Origin of the sequence: Enterococcus sp. HMSC061C05 (assembly GCF_001814765.1) — a bacterium.
GTDB lineage: Bacteria > Bacillota > Bacilli > Lactobacillales > Enterococcaceae > Enterococcus_B > Enterococcus_B lactis.
In genome coordinates this window covers 8498-27916 of the sequence record NZ_KV817754.1, presented here as the reverse complement: position 1 = coordinate 27916, position 19419 = coordinate 8498, and the positions used below count along the sequence as shown (strand labels likewise).

Genomic DNA, 19419 nt, shown 5'->3' with positions numbered 1-19419 from the left:
GCCTGCCGTTTAACTCTGAGTCACAAGGAGTAATTTCAAAAAATAGCTCCTTATATTTTATGAATATTATAACTTGTGACCGAAGAGTTGGCAGGAGAACACCGTTTATCAGAGGTTGTGAAATCAGCGTTTTGTCCTGAGTATTAGACAGATCGTGACCTTGCTATCTAACTCCGAGTCACAACGAGCAATGGGGACTGTGACAAAAGTCTTGTCACAGTCCCTTCTTCCGAACAAACGGTGTTCCAGAAGTAGCTTCTACGGAAATAAGCCGAAATTTCACAAAAAAGCCATCCAAAAGTCAGACGGACAAGTCTGCTTTTCAGATGGCGCTACAACTACAATGCTTATTCTTTTAGCTGTCCATTCACTTATTTTTCTCTCACTTGTTCTAGCTCTTCTTTGATCATAGGGCGATACTGCCCTCTATTCAAATCTTTAGGAAGACAAAAATTCCCCATACGGATTCTTTTTAAATATAAGACTTCTTTTCCTACTGCTTTGACCATTCGCTTGACTTGGTGAAACTTCCCTTCATGCAAAATCAGACGGATAATTGAAGTTTCTGACTCTTGATCTACTTGATCAATTTGGAGTTTTGCCGGCAATGTCTGCTCATCGCCATCAATAATCAGTCCTTCTGCAAATAAACGGATATCTTCTTCTGTCATTATACCGTTAACCTCAGCTAGATATTCTTTCTCCACGTGTTTTTTTGGTGATAATAACTGATGGGCAAATACCCCATCATTCGTTAAAATCAGGAGGCCTTCCGTGTCTTTATCCAATCGGCCAACTGGAAAAAGATCTTCCCGATAATCTTGATCTTCCAACAAATCGATTACGGTTTGATCATGATTATCCTGAGTAGCAGAAATGACTCCTGCAGGTTTATGCAAAATATAATAAAAATCTTTTTGATACGCAATGATTTCTCCTAAATAAGTAACCGTATCTTCAAACTCGTTTACTTGCGCTTTATCGCTTTTGACCACTTGTCCATTGACTTCAATCGTTCCTTTTTTGATCAATCCTTTGACTTCTTTGCGGCTACCAAGTCCCATATCTGCTAAAAATTTATCTAAACGCATGCGTTTCCCCCATTTCAAAAGAGCATTGATTCTGCTCTTCCCATTCACTTATTTTATTTTTAATTTGTGTCGTAAACGCGCTATTCCTGGTCCTAGTAGTCTTTCTGCCAAACGGATTTTCAAAGCTAAATAACCGTACACCAATGCCCCTATACTTGCTACTGCAAGAATCAATAATAGAGACTGGAATTTGCTATCTTCATTTAAGAAAGTCCCAAAAATCATCTTTGTGATCCACGAAGCAAAAAGCATAATCAAGGTAAGAATAAAGATCAGTAATGTCCTACGCCAGACAAAACTTGGTTTAAAGCGAGCTACTTCATGGATCCTCTTTAAGATCAAGGTACAAGACACAGCAAACCCGAGCATTGTCGCTAATAAAGGGCCATACACTTCAAATAAACGAATGGCTGGATATTGAAGAAGTAGTTTCACCAGAAACCCAACAACCAAATAACTGATTGCCGCCCTGTTTTCAAACATTCCTTGCAGCATGTTGGAAACTAGCATATATAACCCTAAGAAGAGTCCTACAAAACTTGCTTGGATCAGTACATTGCTTCCTAGAGAATCTGGTGTATAAAATAATGTGTTGAGCGGATAGGCAAGTAACATGACACCAAATGTCGCTGGAAACATAAAAAATGAAAACAGTTGTAAATTTCCGCTCGTCAATTTTGCCAGTCCTACTCGATCTTTCAACGTAACAGCTTCTGTAATCAACGGTAACCCGGTAGACGCGATCGATGTTGCCAATGCGATAACTACCATTGTCAATTTATCTGGATTGGCACTAAAAATCGAAAAAAGATCTAGCAACTGTGCATTGGAATATTCAGTGGATGCGGACATGATCCTCATAAAAGTGAATTGATCGACTAATTTGAAGATTGTTACCCCTGAACCAACGATAATAAACGGTATTGCTTCTTTAATGGTATCTAACAACAATTCCTTCGTTGCAATATTTACTTTGTTTTCGCTGTAGTGGATAAATGCAGATGTATACGCTTGATGTTTCTTCAAAAAATACAAAAGGACAAGGATACTTGCTAGCATACCGATAAATGCCGCGAAAGTTGATTGCGTGACCGCTGTCACATAATCGCCATTCATGACTTTCATGATGATGAATGTAGCCAACAGCATATAAAAAATACGTGCCACTTGTTCAACGATCTGCGACAGCGCATAAGGCATCATCTCTTGATTCCCTTGAAAATACCCTCGTATCACACTCATACAAGGAAAAACCAATACAGCGATACTCAAAGAGCGCATCGTTGGAATCAGTTCTTCTCCGCCACCAGAAGCATGAGCTAGCCAAGGAGAGGCGATGTACATGAACAAAGCGAACAACAGACCTAACCCGCCCATCATCTGTAATGCCCGGATGAATAATCGTCGTGAAGTGCCATATTCATTCAACGAATTATATCGCGCGGTTTGTTTTGCGATCGCCGCGGGTATTCCTGCTGTAGAGATCAGTAGAAACAATGCATATATATTGTACCCCATATTGAATAATCCATTGGCAGCCTTAGCATTTTCGCCCATCCAAGCATACCAAGGAATGATATAGACAGCTCCTAGCAACCTTGAAATGATATTACTGGCGGTCATCCAAGCAGAGCCTCGTGCCATTTTTTCTTGCGGTGATAATTGATCTAATGCTGGTTTTCTTTGATTATCCATCGGTCAGATTCCAACTTTCTACAAAACATTACTATCATTTTAATTGGTAAAACAGAAACTGGCAATCGATTTTATATAACTTTTATAAGAACGATTGTTTTTTTGAATTCGGTTTCGTTTTTTTGGTAAAGTAAAGAAATATACAGCCTTTTATGGCTAACATTTATAGGAGATATCAATGACACAAGAAATAAAAAAACTACCCGTTATATTTTTAGGTCTTTTCTTTATCACAGTTGGATTGAATTGGTTCTTGCTCCCTCATGATATAGCTTCCGCCGGAGTGGGCGCAATCGGACATTTAGTTGAAACGGCCTTTTCTATCCAACGCTCAGTTACTGTTTGGAGCATCAATCTTATGATGCTGCTTCTAGCCGCTGTTCTATTAGGAAAATCAATATTTTTTAAAACTGTAGCGGGAAGTCTGCTTTTTCCTGTTGTTTTAGAAATCGTTCCAAAAGTGGAAATGCTCTCTTCTCATTTCTTCTCACTGATTTTAGGAAGTCTTTTGTTCAGTCTTGGCGTTTACACATTGTACACCGTCGGAGCGTCAAATGGCGGGATAACGATACCGCCAATTATTTTTCACAAATTTTTTCGGCTTCCAATGCCGCAAGGACTGTTACTTACGAATAGCCTTATCATCTTTTTGAATTATTATGTATTTGGATGGTTGGAGACACTGTTCGTTCTCCTATCTATTACAGTCAGTTCATTGTTTATGAAAATACTCATCCGCTTGTCCCCTGTGTCAAGAAAATTTGAATAAAGCTGGATTTTGTCATAGCGGAATCAAACGATATATTGAAAAGAGTGTGCTATAATAAACCAAGAAATTGAATGAAGCGAGGGATCAATCAATGAGCTTCTCTTTAGAAGACATCCGTCATTTACTATTAAAAGAACATCTATTAAAAGAATTTGTTTCAACAAAAGGCTGGCATCTTGATGTACCAGAAAAAGCTGAATTTCTTCAGTTAAGTTATGATTCAAGAAAAGCTGATGCTTCTACTCTGTTTTTCTGTAAAGGAATGAATTTCAAAGAAGAATATTTGGATTCAGCAATCGAACAAGGTATCCAATATTATGTATCAGAGCAGCCATACGAAAATTCAGCAGTAGGAATCATTGTGACGGATATCCGTAAAGCAATGGCACTTCTTGCTATGGCCTTTTACGACTATCCACAAAATAAATTGAAAGTAATTGGATTCACTGGAACAAAAGGTAAAACAACTGCTGCGTATTTTACTAAAGCAATCTTGGATCACACAACGAATAAAAAAACTGCATTGCTTTCTACGATGAATACAACGCTAGATGGCAAAACGTATTTCAAATCCCATTTAACAACGCCTGAGTCATTAGATTTATATCGTATGATGGCAGAAGCAGTTGAAAATGGTATGACTCATTTAGTGATGGAAGTTTCTTCCCAAGCTTACAAAACACAACGTGTGTACGGGTTGACTTTAGATGTAGGAATCTTCTTGAATATCTCGCCTGACCATATCAGTCCGATCGAACATCCGACATTTGATGACTATTTCTATTGCAAGCGTCAATTGATCTTAAACTCAAAAACAGTTGTTTTGAATCACGAAAGTGACTATTTTGATTTGCTTAAAGAAACCGCCGATCTATTCCAGATCCCAACGATCACTTATGGTCGTTCGGAAGAAAGCAATTATCAAGTGATTCATTCAGACAAAGGTAACCACGGGTTTACTTTATCTTCTCGTCAAGATCACTTAGCTATCTGCGATACTGCTTATGATATTTTGCTGGCCGGAGGATTCAATCAAGAAAATGCAGCCAGTGCGATCATTGCCGCAGCACTAACAGGTGCTTCCAGTCAAGATGCACAAGCCGGATTAAAAGAAGCTCGTGTACCAGGCCGAATGGATCAATTGATCCAATCAAATGGGGCGCATGTCTATGTGGACTACGCACATAATTATCTAAGTTTGAAAACATTGCTGGAATTTGCCAAAAATGAACATCCAGATGGTCGTGTAATTGTTGTATTAGGCAGCCCAGGGAACAAAGCAATCTCCCGTCGACATGATTTTGGAAAAGTGTTATCAGAAACAGCTGACGTTGCCTTTTTGACGGCAGATGACCCAGCATTTGAAGATCCGCAAAAAATCGCGGAAGAAATCAATGAAGCAATTACTAATCCAGAATTGATCGTTCATTATGAAATGGACCGTCCTGAAGCGATTCGACGTGCTTTAGCAGAAAGTACTCCGCAGGATTCAGTCGTCATTGCGGGAAAAGGGGTTGATCCCTATCAAAAAATCAATGGTGTAGATGAACCTTATGAAGGGGATTATGCAATCGTGAAGCGGTTGATTGAAGAGTAATGTTATTTATATTCTAGTAGACGGGACGCCATGAAAAGAAAACTTTTCATAGCGTCCCGTCTATGGAATTATCAAGAAAAGTTGCCGGAACTACAATAATTTTTATTGTTTCTTTATCGCGCCTCTTAAAGATAGCGCTTTCGTTAGTTTTGCTTACTGGCTCTTCTATCGTTGCTTTTAGTTTATTATTCCTGTCTTTTCAATAATATAAAGGTGGTTATTATGAAAAAAATTTTCAACTTAGCAAACAGTATCTTTTTTCTTTCTCTTTTTTCTGTCATTTTTCTAACTTTGGATTTGCAAAGTGGCAAAATGGGGGCTGTTATTTTTAGAAATCTCCATTTGCCAGTTGATGCATCGATTGTTGGATGGTTACTGCTACTTTTTTCTTACTTGATGAGTCGGAAGCATCAGACTAAGTTTTTCGCGCGCTTAGGCGGAAGGGTTGCTCTATTTTTTCTAGTCGTTTATCTGATATTCACATGTCTAGGTTTGCTTCAGTCGCTCGGTATTCTGCCTTGATACTTCGTTCGAATCATATTGACTATAATAAATAGAGGCTGGGACAGAAGCGTTTAACTCCAAGAAATAAGAAGGAATTCACGAAAATTGCTTTTCAAATTTTTGTGAATTTCAGCTTATTTCCGAAGGAGTTGCTTCTGCTTCCGCCGTTTATACGTGTTTAGAGCGTGGGACAAAAGTGTTCTTGACTTTTGTCCCACGCTCTATTTTCTTAGAAATCAGTTAGCTGACTTTTCACTAGCTAATTCTGCTGCCTTTTCTCTTTCTTCATTCAATAATTTATTATCATAAAATTTAATAAATGGGAACCAGATAATGAATGCGATGATTGCACAAAAGACAGCTAGCACAGCTGCTTTCCAATCACCCCCACTGCCGACAAATGCGCCAATTCCAACTGGTGAAGGCCACGGCATCTGTGCAAGCATCGGTTTAACGATTTCCAGCCGAATGGCAAAATAAGCGAGTGTAGCAGAAGCCATCGGTGCTAAGAAAAACGGAACCGCTAAATAGGGATTGTAGACGATTGGCATCCCGAAAATAATTGGTTCGTTGATATTGAATAGTCCTGGTACAAGAGAGGCTTTTCCTAACACTTTCAGCTGATCCGATTTCGCGAGGAATGCAATAAAGATGATCAATCCTAAGGTCGCGCCTGATCCACCAACGGTTACATAAGAATTGTTGAATTCTCCTGCCAACGGATAATTTGCGCCTTGTGCGTTAGCTGCCATATTAGCTAATACGATTGGGGTCAAGAAAGAAGTGATGATATTCGCTCCATGGATACCTACGATCCACAATGCATGGATCAAGAAATAAATCACCATGACACCAAGCCACGTATTCGTCAGCTGCGTAACAAACCCAAATGGGATAGCAATCATTTTGAAGATATCCGTTCCTAGTGCAACTAATAATCCATTGATGATCATCACCACAAACGCAATGACAAATGTTGGGATCAGAGCGGTGAAAGAACGAGAAACTCCCGGCGGAACAACATCTGGCATTTTTATGACCCAATTTCTCTTGACACACATACAATACAATTCGACCGCAATAATCGACATAATAATAGCTGTAAAGATTCCTGAAGTTCCTAAACGTTCGACAAAAGAGCCCATCCGTATCCCATTTACTACAGTTTCTGTCTCATTGATAGAAGCAATCAAGCTGATTTTACCATCGGTCATGATCAACTCAGGGATACACATAAAGAATGCAAAAACAGATAGTAATGCCCCCGTGAGCGGATTAACATTCAACTTTTGTTCATCTCGTTCAATTGACGTTAATTCATAAGCAAACACAATGGCAAAGTAAATAGATAAAATACCCATCGTCATTGTATTGACGATCATGTACAAGTCACTAACTTTGAAAAAAGTTGCATTAAAAAATCCTTCTAAAAATGGGAACGGTAATGGCAAAATATTCAAAACCAAAAACATCGAACCTACGATCGTGAAAGGAATAGAAGCCATCCCCGCTGCCATGACAGCCCGAACGATTTTAAGTTGCGCAATTTTCCCCATAGGTCCCATCAGGTATTTCTGCAAAAAATCAAACATTAATTATTCTCCTTTCCTAAATACAACGCTTTTTCATATTGTTTTATACGGATATACTGCTGATCTTGATTGAGCGAAATTTTCTTTAAACGATACTGGATAAATACACTGACAAAAATACCGCTTACAATAAGAATGAAAACAAATAGCTGTCCTCTATTGTTATTTGCCATAAAAGGATACAAGAGTGTAAATCCTGAGGTGAACAACACTGGAATCAATAATATATTGCAGACACCCTGAAACAAAAAATACCGCTTTGTCCATGGAACATTCGTTTGGTGCTTTCGATAAAGCTTTACTTGTTCTCCTACTGCAGGCAAAATAGCTAAAAGTAAAACCATTGGTAAACTGCTTCCTAAACTTTTAGCTGATAGAAGCAGAATCATCCATTGCATGTTCATGAAAAAGAAAAAGGCAGTCAGATAGCGTACGAACAGATAACGATTGAAATACATGTTTTTCAAACTAAGTTGCTTTTTTTCTAATTCGATTTTCCTTTTTACTGTATCCTGCACAATAAATCTTCCTTTCTATTTATTTTTTTGATACAAATAATTCATTTCCTGTGCAACTTCCAATAATGTCATCGTCGTCATCAGATGATCTTGTGCATGGACCATGATAATTTCCATTTCTATTTTTGTCCCACTAGCATATTCTTTCAGAAGTTGAGTTTGTGATTGATGCGCATGAAGAATCTCTTCATTTGCTTGTCGCAACTTCTCTTCTACTTCTTCAAACATCTCCTTACGCATCGAGCGAAATGCTTCATGTATCAGTGTTCGTGCATTTCCGCTATGAAAAATGATATCAAAAGACGTCACTTGTAGCGTTTCACTGTTTATTTTTTCAGCCATCTGTTTTCCTCCTTATTCGATCAGTTTGATAAATTTACTGCTGAAATTCTCAAAAATAGGTTCAGCTAAGATTTCCTGTTGCACGTTTAGCTGGTCAACTAACCTAACGATTGCTTTGGTCACGACCGTAATTCCTTCATTTTCGATATAAGAAGGCGAAACTAGAAAAACAAAATGGATTCCTTGATACTGATTCCATTGCATCCCTGAAGGAATCAAAGCAACGGCTATCTTTGTTTCGATTCCAACTGGAACAGCGGGATGTGGGACTGCCACTGTATCACTGAATATGATTTGTCCCATACTTTCACGTTGCTGGATCTGCTTTCGCATTTCTCTTATATATCCTTCTTCTTCATTTATGCTCAGCTTTTGCAACAAATCATGAAGAACTTCTTCTTTTTTCGGTTCGTACGTATAAGTCTTGAAAAACTTTTCAGACAGCTGTTCGGTGTAAATCTGTTTTTTTTGCTGTAGAGAAAATGCTGGTATCGGTTGATCTGAGGAATGATAAGGTATGGATTCACCAATTACCTTTCGTATTTTATGAACATCATCTTCATTCAAAAAAATACTGACATGTAAAACTGGAATTTTAAAAAACATTGTCGAAAGATCAATAGAAGAAATAATCAAGTCGATTCCTTTTAAAGTTGTTTCATTGATCTCATAATAGCCTTTTACATTTACCACTGTAATATTTTTTCCAAATTCACTGACTACACGATTCTTTAATAATTGAGCACTGCCATAACCTGTTGCGCAGATGATCAACGCATGCAATTTATGCGTAGCTCTTTCTTTTTCCAATGCCGCCATGAGATGCAAAGCCAAATAGGCCCATTCATCTTCATTGATGGTATAGTTTTTCAAAGCCGGCATGTTGCTGAAATGCGTTTTTACTGCTTCAAAAACTTTGGGATTTTCTTCCTTTATCTCTTCAGTCAGAGGGTTCTCAATGCGAATGCCTCGGCTCAATCGAATCATCATTGGTGACAAATGATCGAGTAGACCATTGAAAAGCTGGTGATCTTCTATTAATGAAAAACGAAATTCCTGAGACAATCGTTTCAAAACTTTCGCTACTTCCTTTGATAGTTCCTGATCATTTTTATTTTCTCTATGATTTGACTTAGCCATAAGGTGTAAAGTCAAATAAGCAATTTCTTCTTGGGGAAACGATACATCTGCGATTACCTCAATACGTTGAACAATGCGTTGCGCCACTTGATACTCTACTCGATCAGAAACTTCTTGTTCGATACCTAGTTCCTTGATTTCAAACCCTTCTCGTAGACGTTTGATTCCCAAAGCCAAGTGTAAGGACAAATTCTGTATAATAAAATCAGAAACTTTTAACTTAGCTTCTCTTGTTTCATCGAGAATGATGATCACTAGCTCTTCAAAACTGATGTCTGTGAAAAAGCGACTTTGTCCTAAATATTCTTTCAATGAATTCCCATAATGGTTCCCGAAAAAAGTATCCATGATAAAATGCCGTCGATTTCTTTCTTCCCCTTCGATCCATATCCCTTGACCATGCTTAGAAACAATTTTTAGTGAATAAGGAATCAACCGCTCTTTGATTTCTTGCATGTCCTTTGTCAAACTAGAACGACTGATATAAAGCTCTTCTGCCAAATCATCCATAAAAAGAATGGCATCTTCCAAAAGCAGTTGGTTCAATATATACTTTTGTCGGTCTTCCGACTCATAAAATCCTTGAGGCTCTCTAGCATATCCCGGTACTATTTCTTGCCGACTCAAAAACAGATCAAATGTCAGTCTTTGTAAAATATGCAGTTGGTAACCATAACCTGGTTTAGCAATGATCTTACCTCCGTTTTCTTCTACTAACTCTTTGATCCGCTGCAAGTAATTACGGATTGTCCGATCAGATAATAACAATTCAGAAGCTAAACGTTGACTGGTGACATACTCCTTCCTGTGATCAATCAAATATCTCAACAGCAATTTTTCCTTCTGTTTCATTATCATCCACTCCTATTCCATCATATATTCTCTTCGATCACCTCTGCTAACTTCTGGATGCCTGTAGGGATTGGGACATACGCTTGGAAAGGGATACTAACAACAGGCTTTCCAACAGATTCTCCTAATTTTTTGAATTTATCCAAAAACATCGTCGTTTGCGGGCTGATCAGAAATAAATCAAAATCACTATTCTTAATCATATTATCGCCTTCTGTAGCTGAAACTGCATCTACGAGTACCTCTTCTCCTTTTTGCTTAAAGAAATCCGTTGTCTTTGAGGCCATCATCGATGATGACATTCCTGCTGCACAAATAATCAATGCTTTTTTCATAAATCAATCACTCCTTTTATTTTTATAAACCAAGCATAACTTGTAAGCGTTTTCTATTCAAAATATATATTTCCGTAGCATTACGGAAAAAATGTGTATCATCACTTGAATAATGAACGTAGAACGTTTCACTGATTTACCGTAAAAAAAGATACACATGGAATGATAGCAATTTATCATCCATGTGTATCTTCACTTTTTCCTTATTTTTTTATTCGATCTCATCTAATGATTCAAACCGTGTTTTTCTCTTATTTTGCGGATAAGTATCTCAGTCACCCCAATATACATGATTCCTAAACATACCCCAAGGATATTCTCAAAAATGCGGATCGTTACTGCTCCTGGAATACCAAATAAGCTTGCAGCGACTGTCAAAGCACCAAAGCAATTAAAAATTGTTTTATATCTATAGGTAGAACAAATACCTAAAGCTAGTCCACCCAATATACCGACCCACGCAAACGGAATAAATTGGCTGATACCAATAAATAAAGCACATCCGATCAATGAGCCGATAATTCTGTCTACTGCTCGTTCTTTGAAACCAATCGACATCAATCCATAGCTAGATACAATAGAAGAAAATGCAAACCCTGCCCACATCAATCGTTGAAAAGGGACATATTCTCCTGCGACAATCAAAAGACTGATACCAAACGCATAGCTGAGCATCCAAATTTTTTGTTGCGAATAAATATCTTTCAAAAAATTCTTTCTGAATAAGCTTTTGCCTCTATTCTTTTCTCGATGTTTTCTATAAAGGATAACTGAAAACCAACAAAAAAATAAAAACAATAAGCTACCTGTTTGTGTAAAGAAATCCTTGTTCAACAAATCTTTAGGTAACGAATAAACAATAAAAAGATAAGAAAAACCGTACAAAGAAGCATTTCCCATTTTAGGGTCACTAGCAGTTGCCAGTAATATGCTACTTAGTAAAATAAAATGAATCAACACGCCCATACCTGACCATTTGATCAGTTGGACATAAGGCGCTGTTAATAGTGAGAGCATAACGATGGCTAAACTAATGATCGAATGAGAAATCTTATAACCAAAATCAACAAAACGAATACTCATCAACATACAGAATAAAACCACAGCGTATGGTTTATGCGTCGATTCAAACAATGTTGTAATGAAAATAATAAAACAAATGGCAAATAATACGATAAATAATGATCGTAAAAACAATGAACAAATATACATGCGCTTTTCTTTTCTAGAAGTTGCTTCTCGTATTTTTTGTTTTAAAATAAACGGATCTAGTTGCAGAGACTGATAAAAACCCACCTGTTGTCGTCCTTTCTTTTACTTTTATTTCTATATTTTTCACAGTCAACTATGACAGGTTGTAAATACTATGGAACATCATATGGCGTTGTTATTTTCTTGTCAACTATTTTCCCTATTCATGTTTTTTTACAAAAAAACAGCTGACAGAGATTCTGCCAACTGCTTTTATCAGGTTATTTAATTAGCAACGATATTGACTAACTTGTTTGGTACCGCAATAACTTTTCTGACTGTTTTGCCTTCGATATATTCTTGCACTGTTTCATTGGCTAATGCTACTTTTTCTAGCTCATCTTTCCCTAAGTCTCGGGGAACATTGCTTTTCGCACGAACTTTACCGTTTACTTGGAAAACAACTTCTACTTCGTCTTCCACAAGTGCTGCTTCGTCATATGTTGGCCATGGTGCGTAAGAAATACCACCTTCATTTCCAAGGATTGACCATAGTTCTTCACCTATGTGAGGAGCAATCGGTGCGAGTAGTTGAACAAATCCTTCGATATATTCATAAGGCAGAGCGTCCACTTTATAGGCTTCATTGATAAAGACCATCAATTGGGAGATTGCTGTATTGAAATGAAGATTTTCATAGTCTTCTGTCACTTTTTTCACTGTTTGATGGTACACTTTATCAAGTTTGCCGTCATTCAATGTAGTGATACGATCACGCATTTTATTGTTTTCATCAACAATCAAGCGCCATACACGATCCAAGAATTTGCGGCTTCCTTCTAAGCCATTTTCGCTCCAAGCAATCGAAGCGTCTAATGGTCCCATGAACATTTCGTACATGCGCAGTGTATCTGCACCGTAAGTTTCAACCACATCATCAGGATTGACTACATTACCGCGAGATTTTGACATTTTTTCGTTGTTTTCGCCTAAGATCATTCCTTGATTGTATAGTTTTTGGAATGGTTCTTTTGTAGGAACGACACCGATATCGTATAAGAATTTATGCCAGAATCGTGCATATAGTAAATGAAGTACCGCATGTTCTGCTCCACCAATGTAGATGTCAACTGGCAGCCAACGCTTCAACTTTTCATAATCTGCTAGTTCTTTTTTGTTATGAGGGTCGATATAACGCAGGTAATACCATGAGCTTCCTGCCCATTGTGGCATTGTATTCGTTTCGCGACGGCCTTTTTTACCTGTTACAGGATCAACGACATTGACCCACTCCTCAATATTTGCTAATGGAGATTCTCCAGTACCGCTTGGCTTGATATTTTTTGTCTTAGGCAAACGTAATGGTAGCTCTTCTTCTGGGACAGCTGTGACTGTTCCGTCTTCCCAGTGGATGATTGGGATTGGTTCACCCCAGTAACGTTGACGGGAGAATAGCCAGTCGCGTAAGCGATAGCTGACTTCTTTCTTCCCTACGCCATTTTCTTCTAGCCATTCATTCATTTTGTCGATTGCTTCTTGTTTGTTCATACCGTTTAAAAATTCAGAGTTGATGTGCGTACCATCTTCTGTGTAAGCAGCTTTTTGAACATCTCCACCTTCGATAACTGGAAGAATCTCTAGTCCGAAAGTTTGAGCGAATTCAAAGTCACGTTCATCATGTGCTGGAACAGCCATGATTGCTCCTGTGCCGTAAGAAGCTAATACATAATCAGCGATCCAGATTGGGATTTCTTTGCCATTGACTGGATTGATTGCGTAAGCACCAGTAAATACTCCTGTTTTTTCTTTTGCAAGATCTGTTCTCTTCAGATCTGATTTTTTAGCTGTCTCTTCGATATAAGCTTCTACAGCAGCTTTTTGTTCAGGGGTCGTAATTTCTCTAACAAGATCTAGTTCAGGTGCGAGAACCGAGTAAGTTGCACCGAATAAAGTATCTGGTCGTGTCGTAAACACGGTATAGGATTTATCCGTACCAGCCACTTTAAATTCAATATTTGCTCCCACTGAACGCCCGATCCAATTTCTTTGCATTTCCTTGATGCTTTCTGGCCAGTCAACTAGTTCTAGATCATCCAATAAGCGATCGGCATAAGCAGTGATTTTCAGCATCCATTGGCGCATTGGTTTTCTGACTACGTCATAGCCACCACGTTCACTTTTTCCATCGATCACTTCTTCATTTGAAATAACTGTTCCTAATTCAGGTACCCAGTTTACCGCTACTTCTGCTTCATAAGCCAGGCCTTTTTCATAAAGCTTCGTAAAAATCCATTGTGTCCATTTGTAATACTCTGGATCAGTTGTATTCACTTCGCGATTCCAGTCATAACTAAATCCTAAAGAATTGATTTGGCGTCGGAATGTTTCGATATTTTTTTGGGTAAATTCAGCCGGATCGTTTCCTGTATCTAACGCATATTGCTCTGCAGGTAGGCCGAATGCATCCCACCCCATTGGATGCAGTACGTTGTATCCTTGACTTCTTTTCACACGGGAAAGGATATCCGTTGCCGTATACCCTTCAGGATGCCCTACATGGAGCCCTTGTCCGGATGGATAGGGAAACATATCTAGTGCATAAAATTTTGGTTTTTCAGGATCATCATGGGTGTTGAAGGTATTCGTTTTTGCCCAGTATTTTTGCCATTTTTTCTCTATTTCTTTATGATTGTAACTCATTTTCTGTCCTCCTGTTCTATTAAAAACGCTTGTTTCTATTATAGCGAAAAAAACCGGCAGAATCTGTTTCTTTTTGTTTTCTTTTACTTTGTTTTCTCAAACTTCACAAAAGAAATAAAAAAATCCTATAAAAAGATTGCTCTTTTTATAGGACGTAATCTACGCGGTACCACCTATTTTTGCCTTAATGAAAAGGCCTCGAACGTTGTAACGGCCGTCACCGCCACTTGCTTACTCGAATATTCAGCAAGGGCAACTCAAAGGCGAGTTCAAAAGCATCCGTGCACATTCTCACCAACCATGTGCTCTCTGAAACTTCAGTCTTTTTACTACTTCCTTTTCAAGTGTTGTCATATTTAAGTAGCCTTATAGTAACAAATATTTTTGTGGAATTCAATCGTTATTTCTTTGAACAGCTATTTTATTTAGCTACAATCAATGTTTGACCTGGATAAATAAAGTTGTTTTTGATATTGTTCCATTCGATTAGTTGAGCCATTGTAATACCATAGCTGTCAGCAACACCCCAAACAGATTCTCCAGATTTCACAGTATAGGTTTTCGAACCTGCAGGTGCTTGTTGGTTTGTTGTTTGAGACGAACCTTTCTTCACGATCACTTGTTGTCCAGGATAGATGAAATTATTTTTGATATTATTCCATTCGATCAACTGATCCATCGTGATATGATGTTTGTTCGCTACGCTCCAAACTGACTCGCCTGCTTTCACGGTATACATCGTATTACCAGAGGATGATGTACTTGTTGTAGCAGACGTATTCGGTGTATTTGGTTTCGCTGCCGAAGTAGTTGAACCTGTATTGGTATTTACTGAATTGCCGCCTTTAACGATCAATTGCTGTCCTGGGTAAATAAAGTTGTTTTTGATATTATTCCATTCGATCAGCTGATTCATCGTGATGCCGTTTTTATTCGCTACGCTCCAAACAGATTCACCCGCCTTGACTGTATAAGTGCCTTGAGACGAACTGCTGCCAGTATTAGCTGAGCTGCTGTTATTTGTATTGGCTGACGAACCTGTATTACTTGATGCGCTGTTTGTTGACCCACTGTTTGAAATAGTCAGTTGTTGTCCTGGATAAATAAAGTTATTTTGGATGTTGTTCCATTGGATTAGTTGAGCCATCGTAATTCCATATTTGTTGGAGACACTCCAAACAGAGTCTCCGGCTTTCACTGTGTATTTCGTTCCTGAAGCCGTATTAGAAGAACTTGAGTTAGACGAATTTGAACCACTTGTGTTGCCAGTATTTGCTCCAGTATTAGAAGAACCGCCATTTGATACGATCAGCTGTTGTCCTGGATAAACAAAATTATTCTTGATATTGTTCCATTCAATCAATTGAGCCATCGTAATTCCGTGATCATTTGAGATCTTCCAAACAGAATCGCCAGATTGAACAGTGTATTTCGCCCCAGTTGTTTGTCCTCCGTTTGATGTACCAGCATTTCCTGAAGAATTGGTATTGTTACCAGAATTATTCGTCGAAGAGCCATTTTCTTGGCTACCCTTGATCGTTAGTTTTTGTCCTGGATAAATGAAATTGTTTTGGATATTGTTCCATTGAATCAATTGATCCATTGTAATACCGAATTTATTGGAGATTCCCCAAACAGAATCGCCAGATTGAACAGTATAAGTGGTCGAAGTTGCTGAACCTGAGTTTGTATTACCAGAATTACTTGAACCGCTAGTACTACCTGTACTTCCAGTATTATTCCCACCTGTAGTGGCTCCACCGCCCGCGTTTCCGCTAGCTGGTGTATCATATTGGGTCAATCCGTAAGTCGTGATGATATTATTTAATTTGCTTGCATAACCAGGGTCAGTCGCATAACGACCTGTCAAACAAGCTGTCGCATCTGTATAGGATCTCGTGTTGCTCTTCCAAGTACCGGCATAGTAATAACCGTTGCCAAATGAAGTATTTCTAAGTACATAGGCATTGTCATTGAACGATTCAGCAAAAGAAGGATATTGTCGGAAAGGCTCTTTTTTATTTACCCATTGATTATTTAAAAATTCAAGCGTATCCATGTAGACAGTTTGTCCTTGATAGCTGCCTTTTATCCCAAAAAGATTATAATAAGGTGCTTGCGATAACGCACTACTGCCCCAACCGCTTTCTACAACTGCTTGTGCGATCATCACTGATGCATACAAATCATTAGCTTGAGCAATTGGCTGCGCATAAGTAGCAATTTCTGTGATAAATGCCGCTGTATTGATTCTTGCGCCGAACTGAACAGGTGTTTCATCCGCTTGAACAGGAACCGGCTGTACTAATGGAGCAGCGACAGAACAGCCTACCATCGCAGTTCCCACGATTGCTGCCCCTCGTTTTGCTTTTCGAAAACGTTTGGTCTGTTCTAAACGTCTCCGTTCTTTTCTTGCAATGTTTTCCATCTTCTATCCTCCAACTTCAATTTATCTATTATTAATAATTATAACTTCTCTTAATATTTATTAAAAGTTATTTAAGAGCTTTGTTGTTTTTTGTAATCATATTGTAATTTACCGTAATGAACAACTTCTGTTCATTTTCAAGTTCTTCCTACGTCTATGTTCTTATTTACAAGGATTTCGAAAAACACTGATTTTATTTTCCTAACATTTCATTTGTATTACCAAAAAATGTCTTTCCGATTACAGTTATTTTTTTTATAAGAATATTGGTTATTCAAAGAGGGATCATGCATTGGTTTTATCTCTTTACCGTTTTTTTCGCTGGACCAAAAATGCTATAATAAGTCATTGCTTCAAAGGAGGAATTGTATGAAATATAAAACATCATTTCAGGTGACTGGTAGCTTCTTTCTTGTCCTGTTTTTTATTTTGGGCTGGATCGTAAAGTTCCATCTATCGTGGCTTTCTGGTTTCGATCAGTGGTTTACAGACATTGTCAGAGCTTCTTATCCTGATCTGAACAGCTACCAACTCTTTATGACTAAATTCGGTAATCCTCTTACCGTCATCATTTTATTTGCTTGTACGGCTTTATGGATGTGGTATAAGAAAAAAAGGGCAGAAACAGTTTGGTTCGTTTCTGGATTTATTGTAATTGCTGGAATCATCAACCCGTTGATCAAACTATTTTTCATGCGAGAGCGCCCTTCATTGACACACTTAGTGGTTGAAACAAGTTACAGTTTCCCTAGTGGACATGCAGCAGGCAGTATGATTCTTTACGGCTCTTTCCTATTTCTGCTGCCAGCTTTTGTTCAAAAAAGAACCTTACGTACATTGCTTCAATTGCTGATGGTGTTTATTATAGTAAGTGTCGGGATAAGCCGCATTTATCTGGGTGTTCATTTTCCTACCGATATCATCGGCGGCTACTTACTCAGTCTTTCTTGGCTGTGCCTGACTTATCCAGTGTATAGAGAAAAAAGAAAACAAATAAGTAACTCTTACAGAAAGAAGGACTTTTAATGACTTTTCCTTATTCAGAAGGAAATAAAAGATATCATTCTTGGAATTATGCTTTACGAAATGAGTTTGGCGGGAAAATTTTCAAGGTGCCGATCGATGGAGGGTTCGACTGCCCGAATCGAGATGGGACTGTTGCCCATGGCGGTTGTACTTTTTGCAGTGTATCTGGTTCGGGTGATATGATCGTTGCACCTGAAGATCCACTTCCAATCCAATTCCAGAAAGAAATCGACATGATGCATCAAAAATGGCCTCATGTCCAACAATACATCGTTTATTTCCAAAATTTTACAAACACCCATGCGCCAGTTGAAATAATCAAAGAACGATTTGAGCAAGTAGTCAATTTACCAGGTGTCGTAGGATTATCAGTCGGTACACGACCGGATTGTCTGCCAGATGAAGTAGTTGATTACCTTGCTGAACTGAACGAGCGGATGTATTTATGGGTAGAACTTGGATTGCAAACAACTTTTGAAGAAACTTCAAAACTGATCAACCGAGCACATGATTATCAAACTTATTTAGATGGCGTGGCTAAATTACGCAAACATAATATCCGTGTTTGTACGCATTTGATCAACGGATTACCAGGCGAAAGTTTAGAAATGATGAAAGAAAATGTCAGACGCACTATTTTAGATTCCGATATCCAAGGAATCAAGCTCCATTTGATGCATCTGATGCGCAAAACGAGAATGTTGCGAGACTATCATGAAGGTCGACTTCAATTAATGAGCCGTCCTGACTATGTCAATATCATTTGCGACCAGCTGGAAATGATACCAAAAGAGATCATCATCCATCGTTTGACAGGGGATGCGCCGTGGGATTCCTTGATTGGACCAATGTGGAGCTTGAAAAAATGGGAAGTCTTGAATGCAATTGATGAAGAACTTCTTCGCAGAGATAGCTTCCAAGGAAAATATGATGTACGGAAAAAGGTGAGTGTCTGATGTTGCAAACTGCTTTGTATTTCAGCCATACATTACTGCAAGAAATCTTGCAACCAGGAGATCACGTCGTAGATGCAACGATGGGCAATGGCCACGATACGGTTTTTCTAGCAGAACACATCGGAAAAACTGGTCATGTCTATAGTTTCGATATCCAGCAACAAGCAATCGATGCTACTCGTGAAAAGCTAGAACAGCATCAGTTAGAAGAACGTGTCTCATTGTTTCTACAAGGCCACGAAACGTTAGGAGAAGTAATAGCTGAACAACAAGATCTTAAAGCAGGGATCTTCAATCTAGGGTATCTCCCAAAAAGTGATAAAGCAATCATCACTATGCCAGAGACTACACGCACAGCTATGGAAGAAATATTGAAACGACTTGTGCCTCGCGGACGATTGATCCTTGTTGTCTACTATGGTCATGAAGGCGGAGAAAAAGAACTGGATATGGTTGATTCTTTTTGTTCCAAACTGCCACAGGAAACATATAATGTGCTGAATTATCGGTTTATCAACCAAAAGAACCAGCCGCCTATTTTATATTGTATCGAGAAAAAAAGATAAATAAAAAACGCAAAACATAAATGATATGTTTTGCGTTTTTTTCTCTAGCACTCAGGTTAGAGCGTTGATTTCACAACTTCTTTATTCACGGTGCTCAAAAGCTTGCATCTGCGGTAA

General features: G+C 38.4%; 17 protein-coding genes and 1 other annotated feature. Of the genes, 7 read left to right on the top strand and 10 right to left on the bottom strand.

Going from position 1 to position 19419, the window contains the following annotated elements:
- Nucleotides 1-371 precede the first annotated feature (371 nt).
- A complete protein-coding gene (locus tag HMPREF2988_RS10715) occupies nt 372-1091 on the bottom strand; it encodes a pseudouridine synthase (protein ID WP_070770632.1) in 720 nt (239 codons plus the stop codon).
- A 48-nt stretch (nt 1092-1139) separates the two neighbouring features.
- On the bottom strand, nt 1140-2786 hold the full coding sequence (locus HMPREF2988_RS10710) for a putative polysaccharide biosynthesis protein (protein WP_070770631.1): 1647 nt from the start codon (nt 2784-2786) through the stop codon (nt 1140-1142).
- Between the two features lie 178 nt (nt 2787-2964).
- On the opposite strand from HMPREF2988_RS10710, the gene HMPREF2988_RS10705 reads away from it, so the two are divergent.
- The 4 genes from HMPREF2988_RS10705 to HMPREF2988_RS13975 all read left to right on the top strand — a co-directional run bounded on the left by HMPREF2988_RS10705 (nt 2965) and on the right by HMPREF2988_RS13975 (nt 5965).
- A complete protein-coding gene (locus HMPREF2988_RS10705) occupies nt 2965-3555 on the top strand; it encodes a YitT family protein (RefSeq protein WP_070770630.1) in 591 nt (196 codons plus the stop codon).
- Nucleotides 3556-3646: 91 nt separating this feature from the next.
- Complete coding sequence (locus HMPREF2988_RS10700) at nt 3647-5152, top strand: UDP-N-acetylmuramoyl-L-alanyl-D-glutamate--L-lysine ligase (protein ID WP_070770629.1); 1506 nt, start codon at nt 3647-3649, stop codon at nt 5150-5152.
- 222 nt (nt 5153-5374) lie between these two features.
- Nucleotides 5375-5674, top strand: a complete 300-nt coding sequence (locus HMPREF2988_RS10695; protein WP_070770628.1) for a hypothetical protein — start codon at nt 5375-5377, stop codon at nt 5672-5674.
- Between the two features lie 108 nt (nt 5675-5782).
- Nucleotides 5783-5965: a hypothetical protein gene (locus HMPREF2988_RS13975; RefSeq protein WP_260241632.1), complete on the top strand. Its 183-nt coding sequence runs from the start codon at nt 5783-5785 to the stop codon at nt 5963-5965.
- Here the strand turns inward: HMPREF2988_RS13975 and celB are convergent.
- The 8 genes from celB to HMPREF2988_RS10655 form a co-directional block, all read right to left on the bottom strand.
- Nucleotides 5893-7248, bottom strand: coding sequence for a PTS cellobiose transporter subunit IIC (gene celB / locus HMPREF2988_RS10690; RefSeq protein WP_002310822.1), 1356 nt, complete (start codon nt 7246-7248; stop codon nt 5893-5895). The genes HMPREF2988_RS13975 and celB overlap by 73 nt on opposite strands.
- Nucleotides 7248-7766: a hypothetical protein gene (locus HMPREF2988_RS10685; RefSeq protein ID WP_002292261.1), complete on the bottom strand. Its 519-nt coding sequence runs from the start codon at nt 7764-7766 to the stop codon at nt 7248-7250. The genes celB and HMPREF2988_RS10685 overlap by 1 nt, the downstream gene beginning before the upstream one ends.
- A gap of 15 nt (nt 7767-7781) precedes the next feature.
- Nucleotides 7782-8108 carry a PTS cellobiose transporter subunit IIA gene (locus HMPREF2988_RS10680; RefSeq protein WP_002285954.1) on the bottom strand — a complete coding sequence of 109 codons (327 nt, stop codon included), beginning with the start codon at nt 8106-8108 and terminating at the stop codon, nt 7782-7784.
- A gap of 12 nt (nt 8109-8120) precedes the next feature.
- Nucleotides 8121-10100 carry a BglG family transcription antiterminator gene (locus HMPREF2988_RS10675; RefSeq protein WP_070770627.1) on the bottom strand — a complete coding sequence of 660 codons (1980 nt, stop codon included), beginning with the start codon at nt 10098-10100 and terminating at the stop codon, nt 8121-8123.
- A gap of 20 nt (nt 10101-10120) precedes the next feature.
- Nucleotides 10121-10435 (bottom strand): PTS cellobiose transporter subunit IIB, encoded by a 315-nt coding sequence (locus HMPREF2988_RS10670; protein WP_002297720.1) that lies wholly within the window; start codon nt 10433-10435, stop codon nt 10121-10123.
- Between the two features lie 225 nt (nt 10436-10660).
- Nucleotides 10661-11731 (bottom strand): FUSC family protein, encoded by a 1071-nt coding sequence (locus HMPREF2988_RS10665; protein ID WP_070770626.1) that lies wholly within the window; start codon nt 11729-11731, stop codon nt 10661-10663.
- A 180-nt stretch (nt 11732-11911) separates the two neighbouring features.
- The gene (gene leuS / locus HMPREF2988_RS10660; RefSeq protein WP_002341428.1) at nt 11912-14326 is read right to left on the bottom strand and encodes a leucine--tRNA ligase; all 2415 of its coding nucleotides are present in this window, start codon (nt 14324-14326) and stop codon (nt 11912-11914) included.
- A gap of 145 nt (nt 14327-14471) precedes the next feature.
- Nucleotides 14472-14678: a binding site (T-box leader), on the bottom strand.
- 69 nt (nt 14679-14747) lie between these two features.
- Nucleotides 14748-16754 carry a LysM peptidoglycan-binding domain-containing protein gene (locus HMPREF2988_RS10655; RefSeq protein WP_070770625.1) on the bottom strand — a complete coding sequence of 669 codons (2007 nt, stop codon included), beginning with the start codon at nt 16752-16754 and terminating at the stop codon, nt 14748-14750.
- Between the two features lie 369 nt (nt 16755-17123).
- On the opposite strand from HMPREF2988_RS10655, the gene HMPREF2988_RS10650 reads away from it, so the two are divergent.
- Genes HMPREF2988_RS10650 through HMPREF2988_RS10640 form a run of 3 tightly spaced genes read left to right on the top strand, consistent with a single transcriptional unit; the run spans nt 17124 to nt 19302 of the window.
- Entirely contained in the window at nt 17124-17780 is a 657-nt protein-coding gene (locus HMPREF2988_RS10650; RefSeq protein WP_070770624.1) for a phosphatase PAP2 family protein, read from the top strand.
- Nucleotides 17780-18736 carry a tRNA modification radical SAM protein MnmL/YtqA gene (locus HMPREF2988_RS10645; RefSeq protein WP_070770623.1) on the top strand — a complete coding sequence of 319 codons (957 nt, stop codon included), beginning with the start codon at nt 17780-17782 and terminating at the stop codon, nt 18734-18736. Before HMPREF2988_RS10650 ends, HMPREF2988_RS10645 begins: the two co-directional genes overlap by 1 nt.
- Nucleotides 18736-19302 carry a tRNA 5-(aminomethyl)-2-thiouridylate-methyltransferase MnmM gene (locus HMPREF2988_RS10640; protein ID WP_002292250.1) on the top strand — a complete coding sequence of 189 codons (567 nt, stop codon included), beginning with the start codon at nt 18736-18738 and terminating at the stop codon, nt 19300-19302. The genes HMPREF2988_RS10645 and HMPREF2988_RS10640 overlap by 1 nt, the downstream gene beginning before the upstream one ends.
- Nucleotides 19303-19419: the final 117 nt, after the last annotated feature.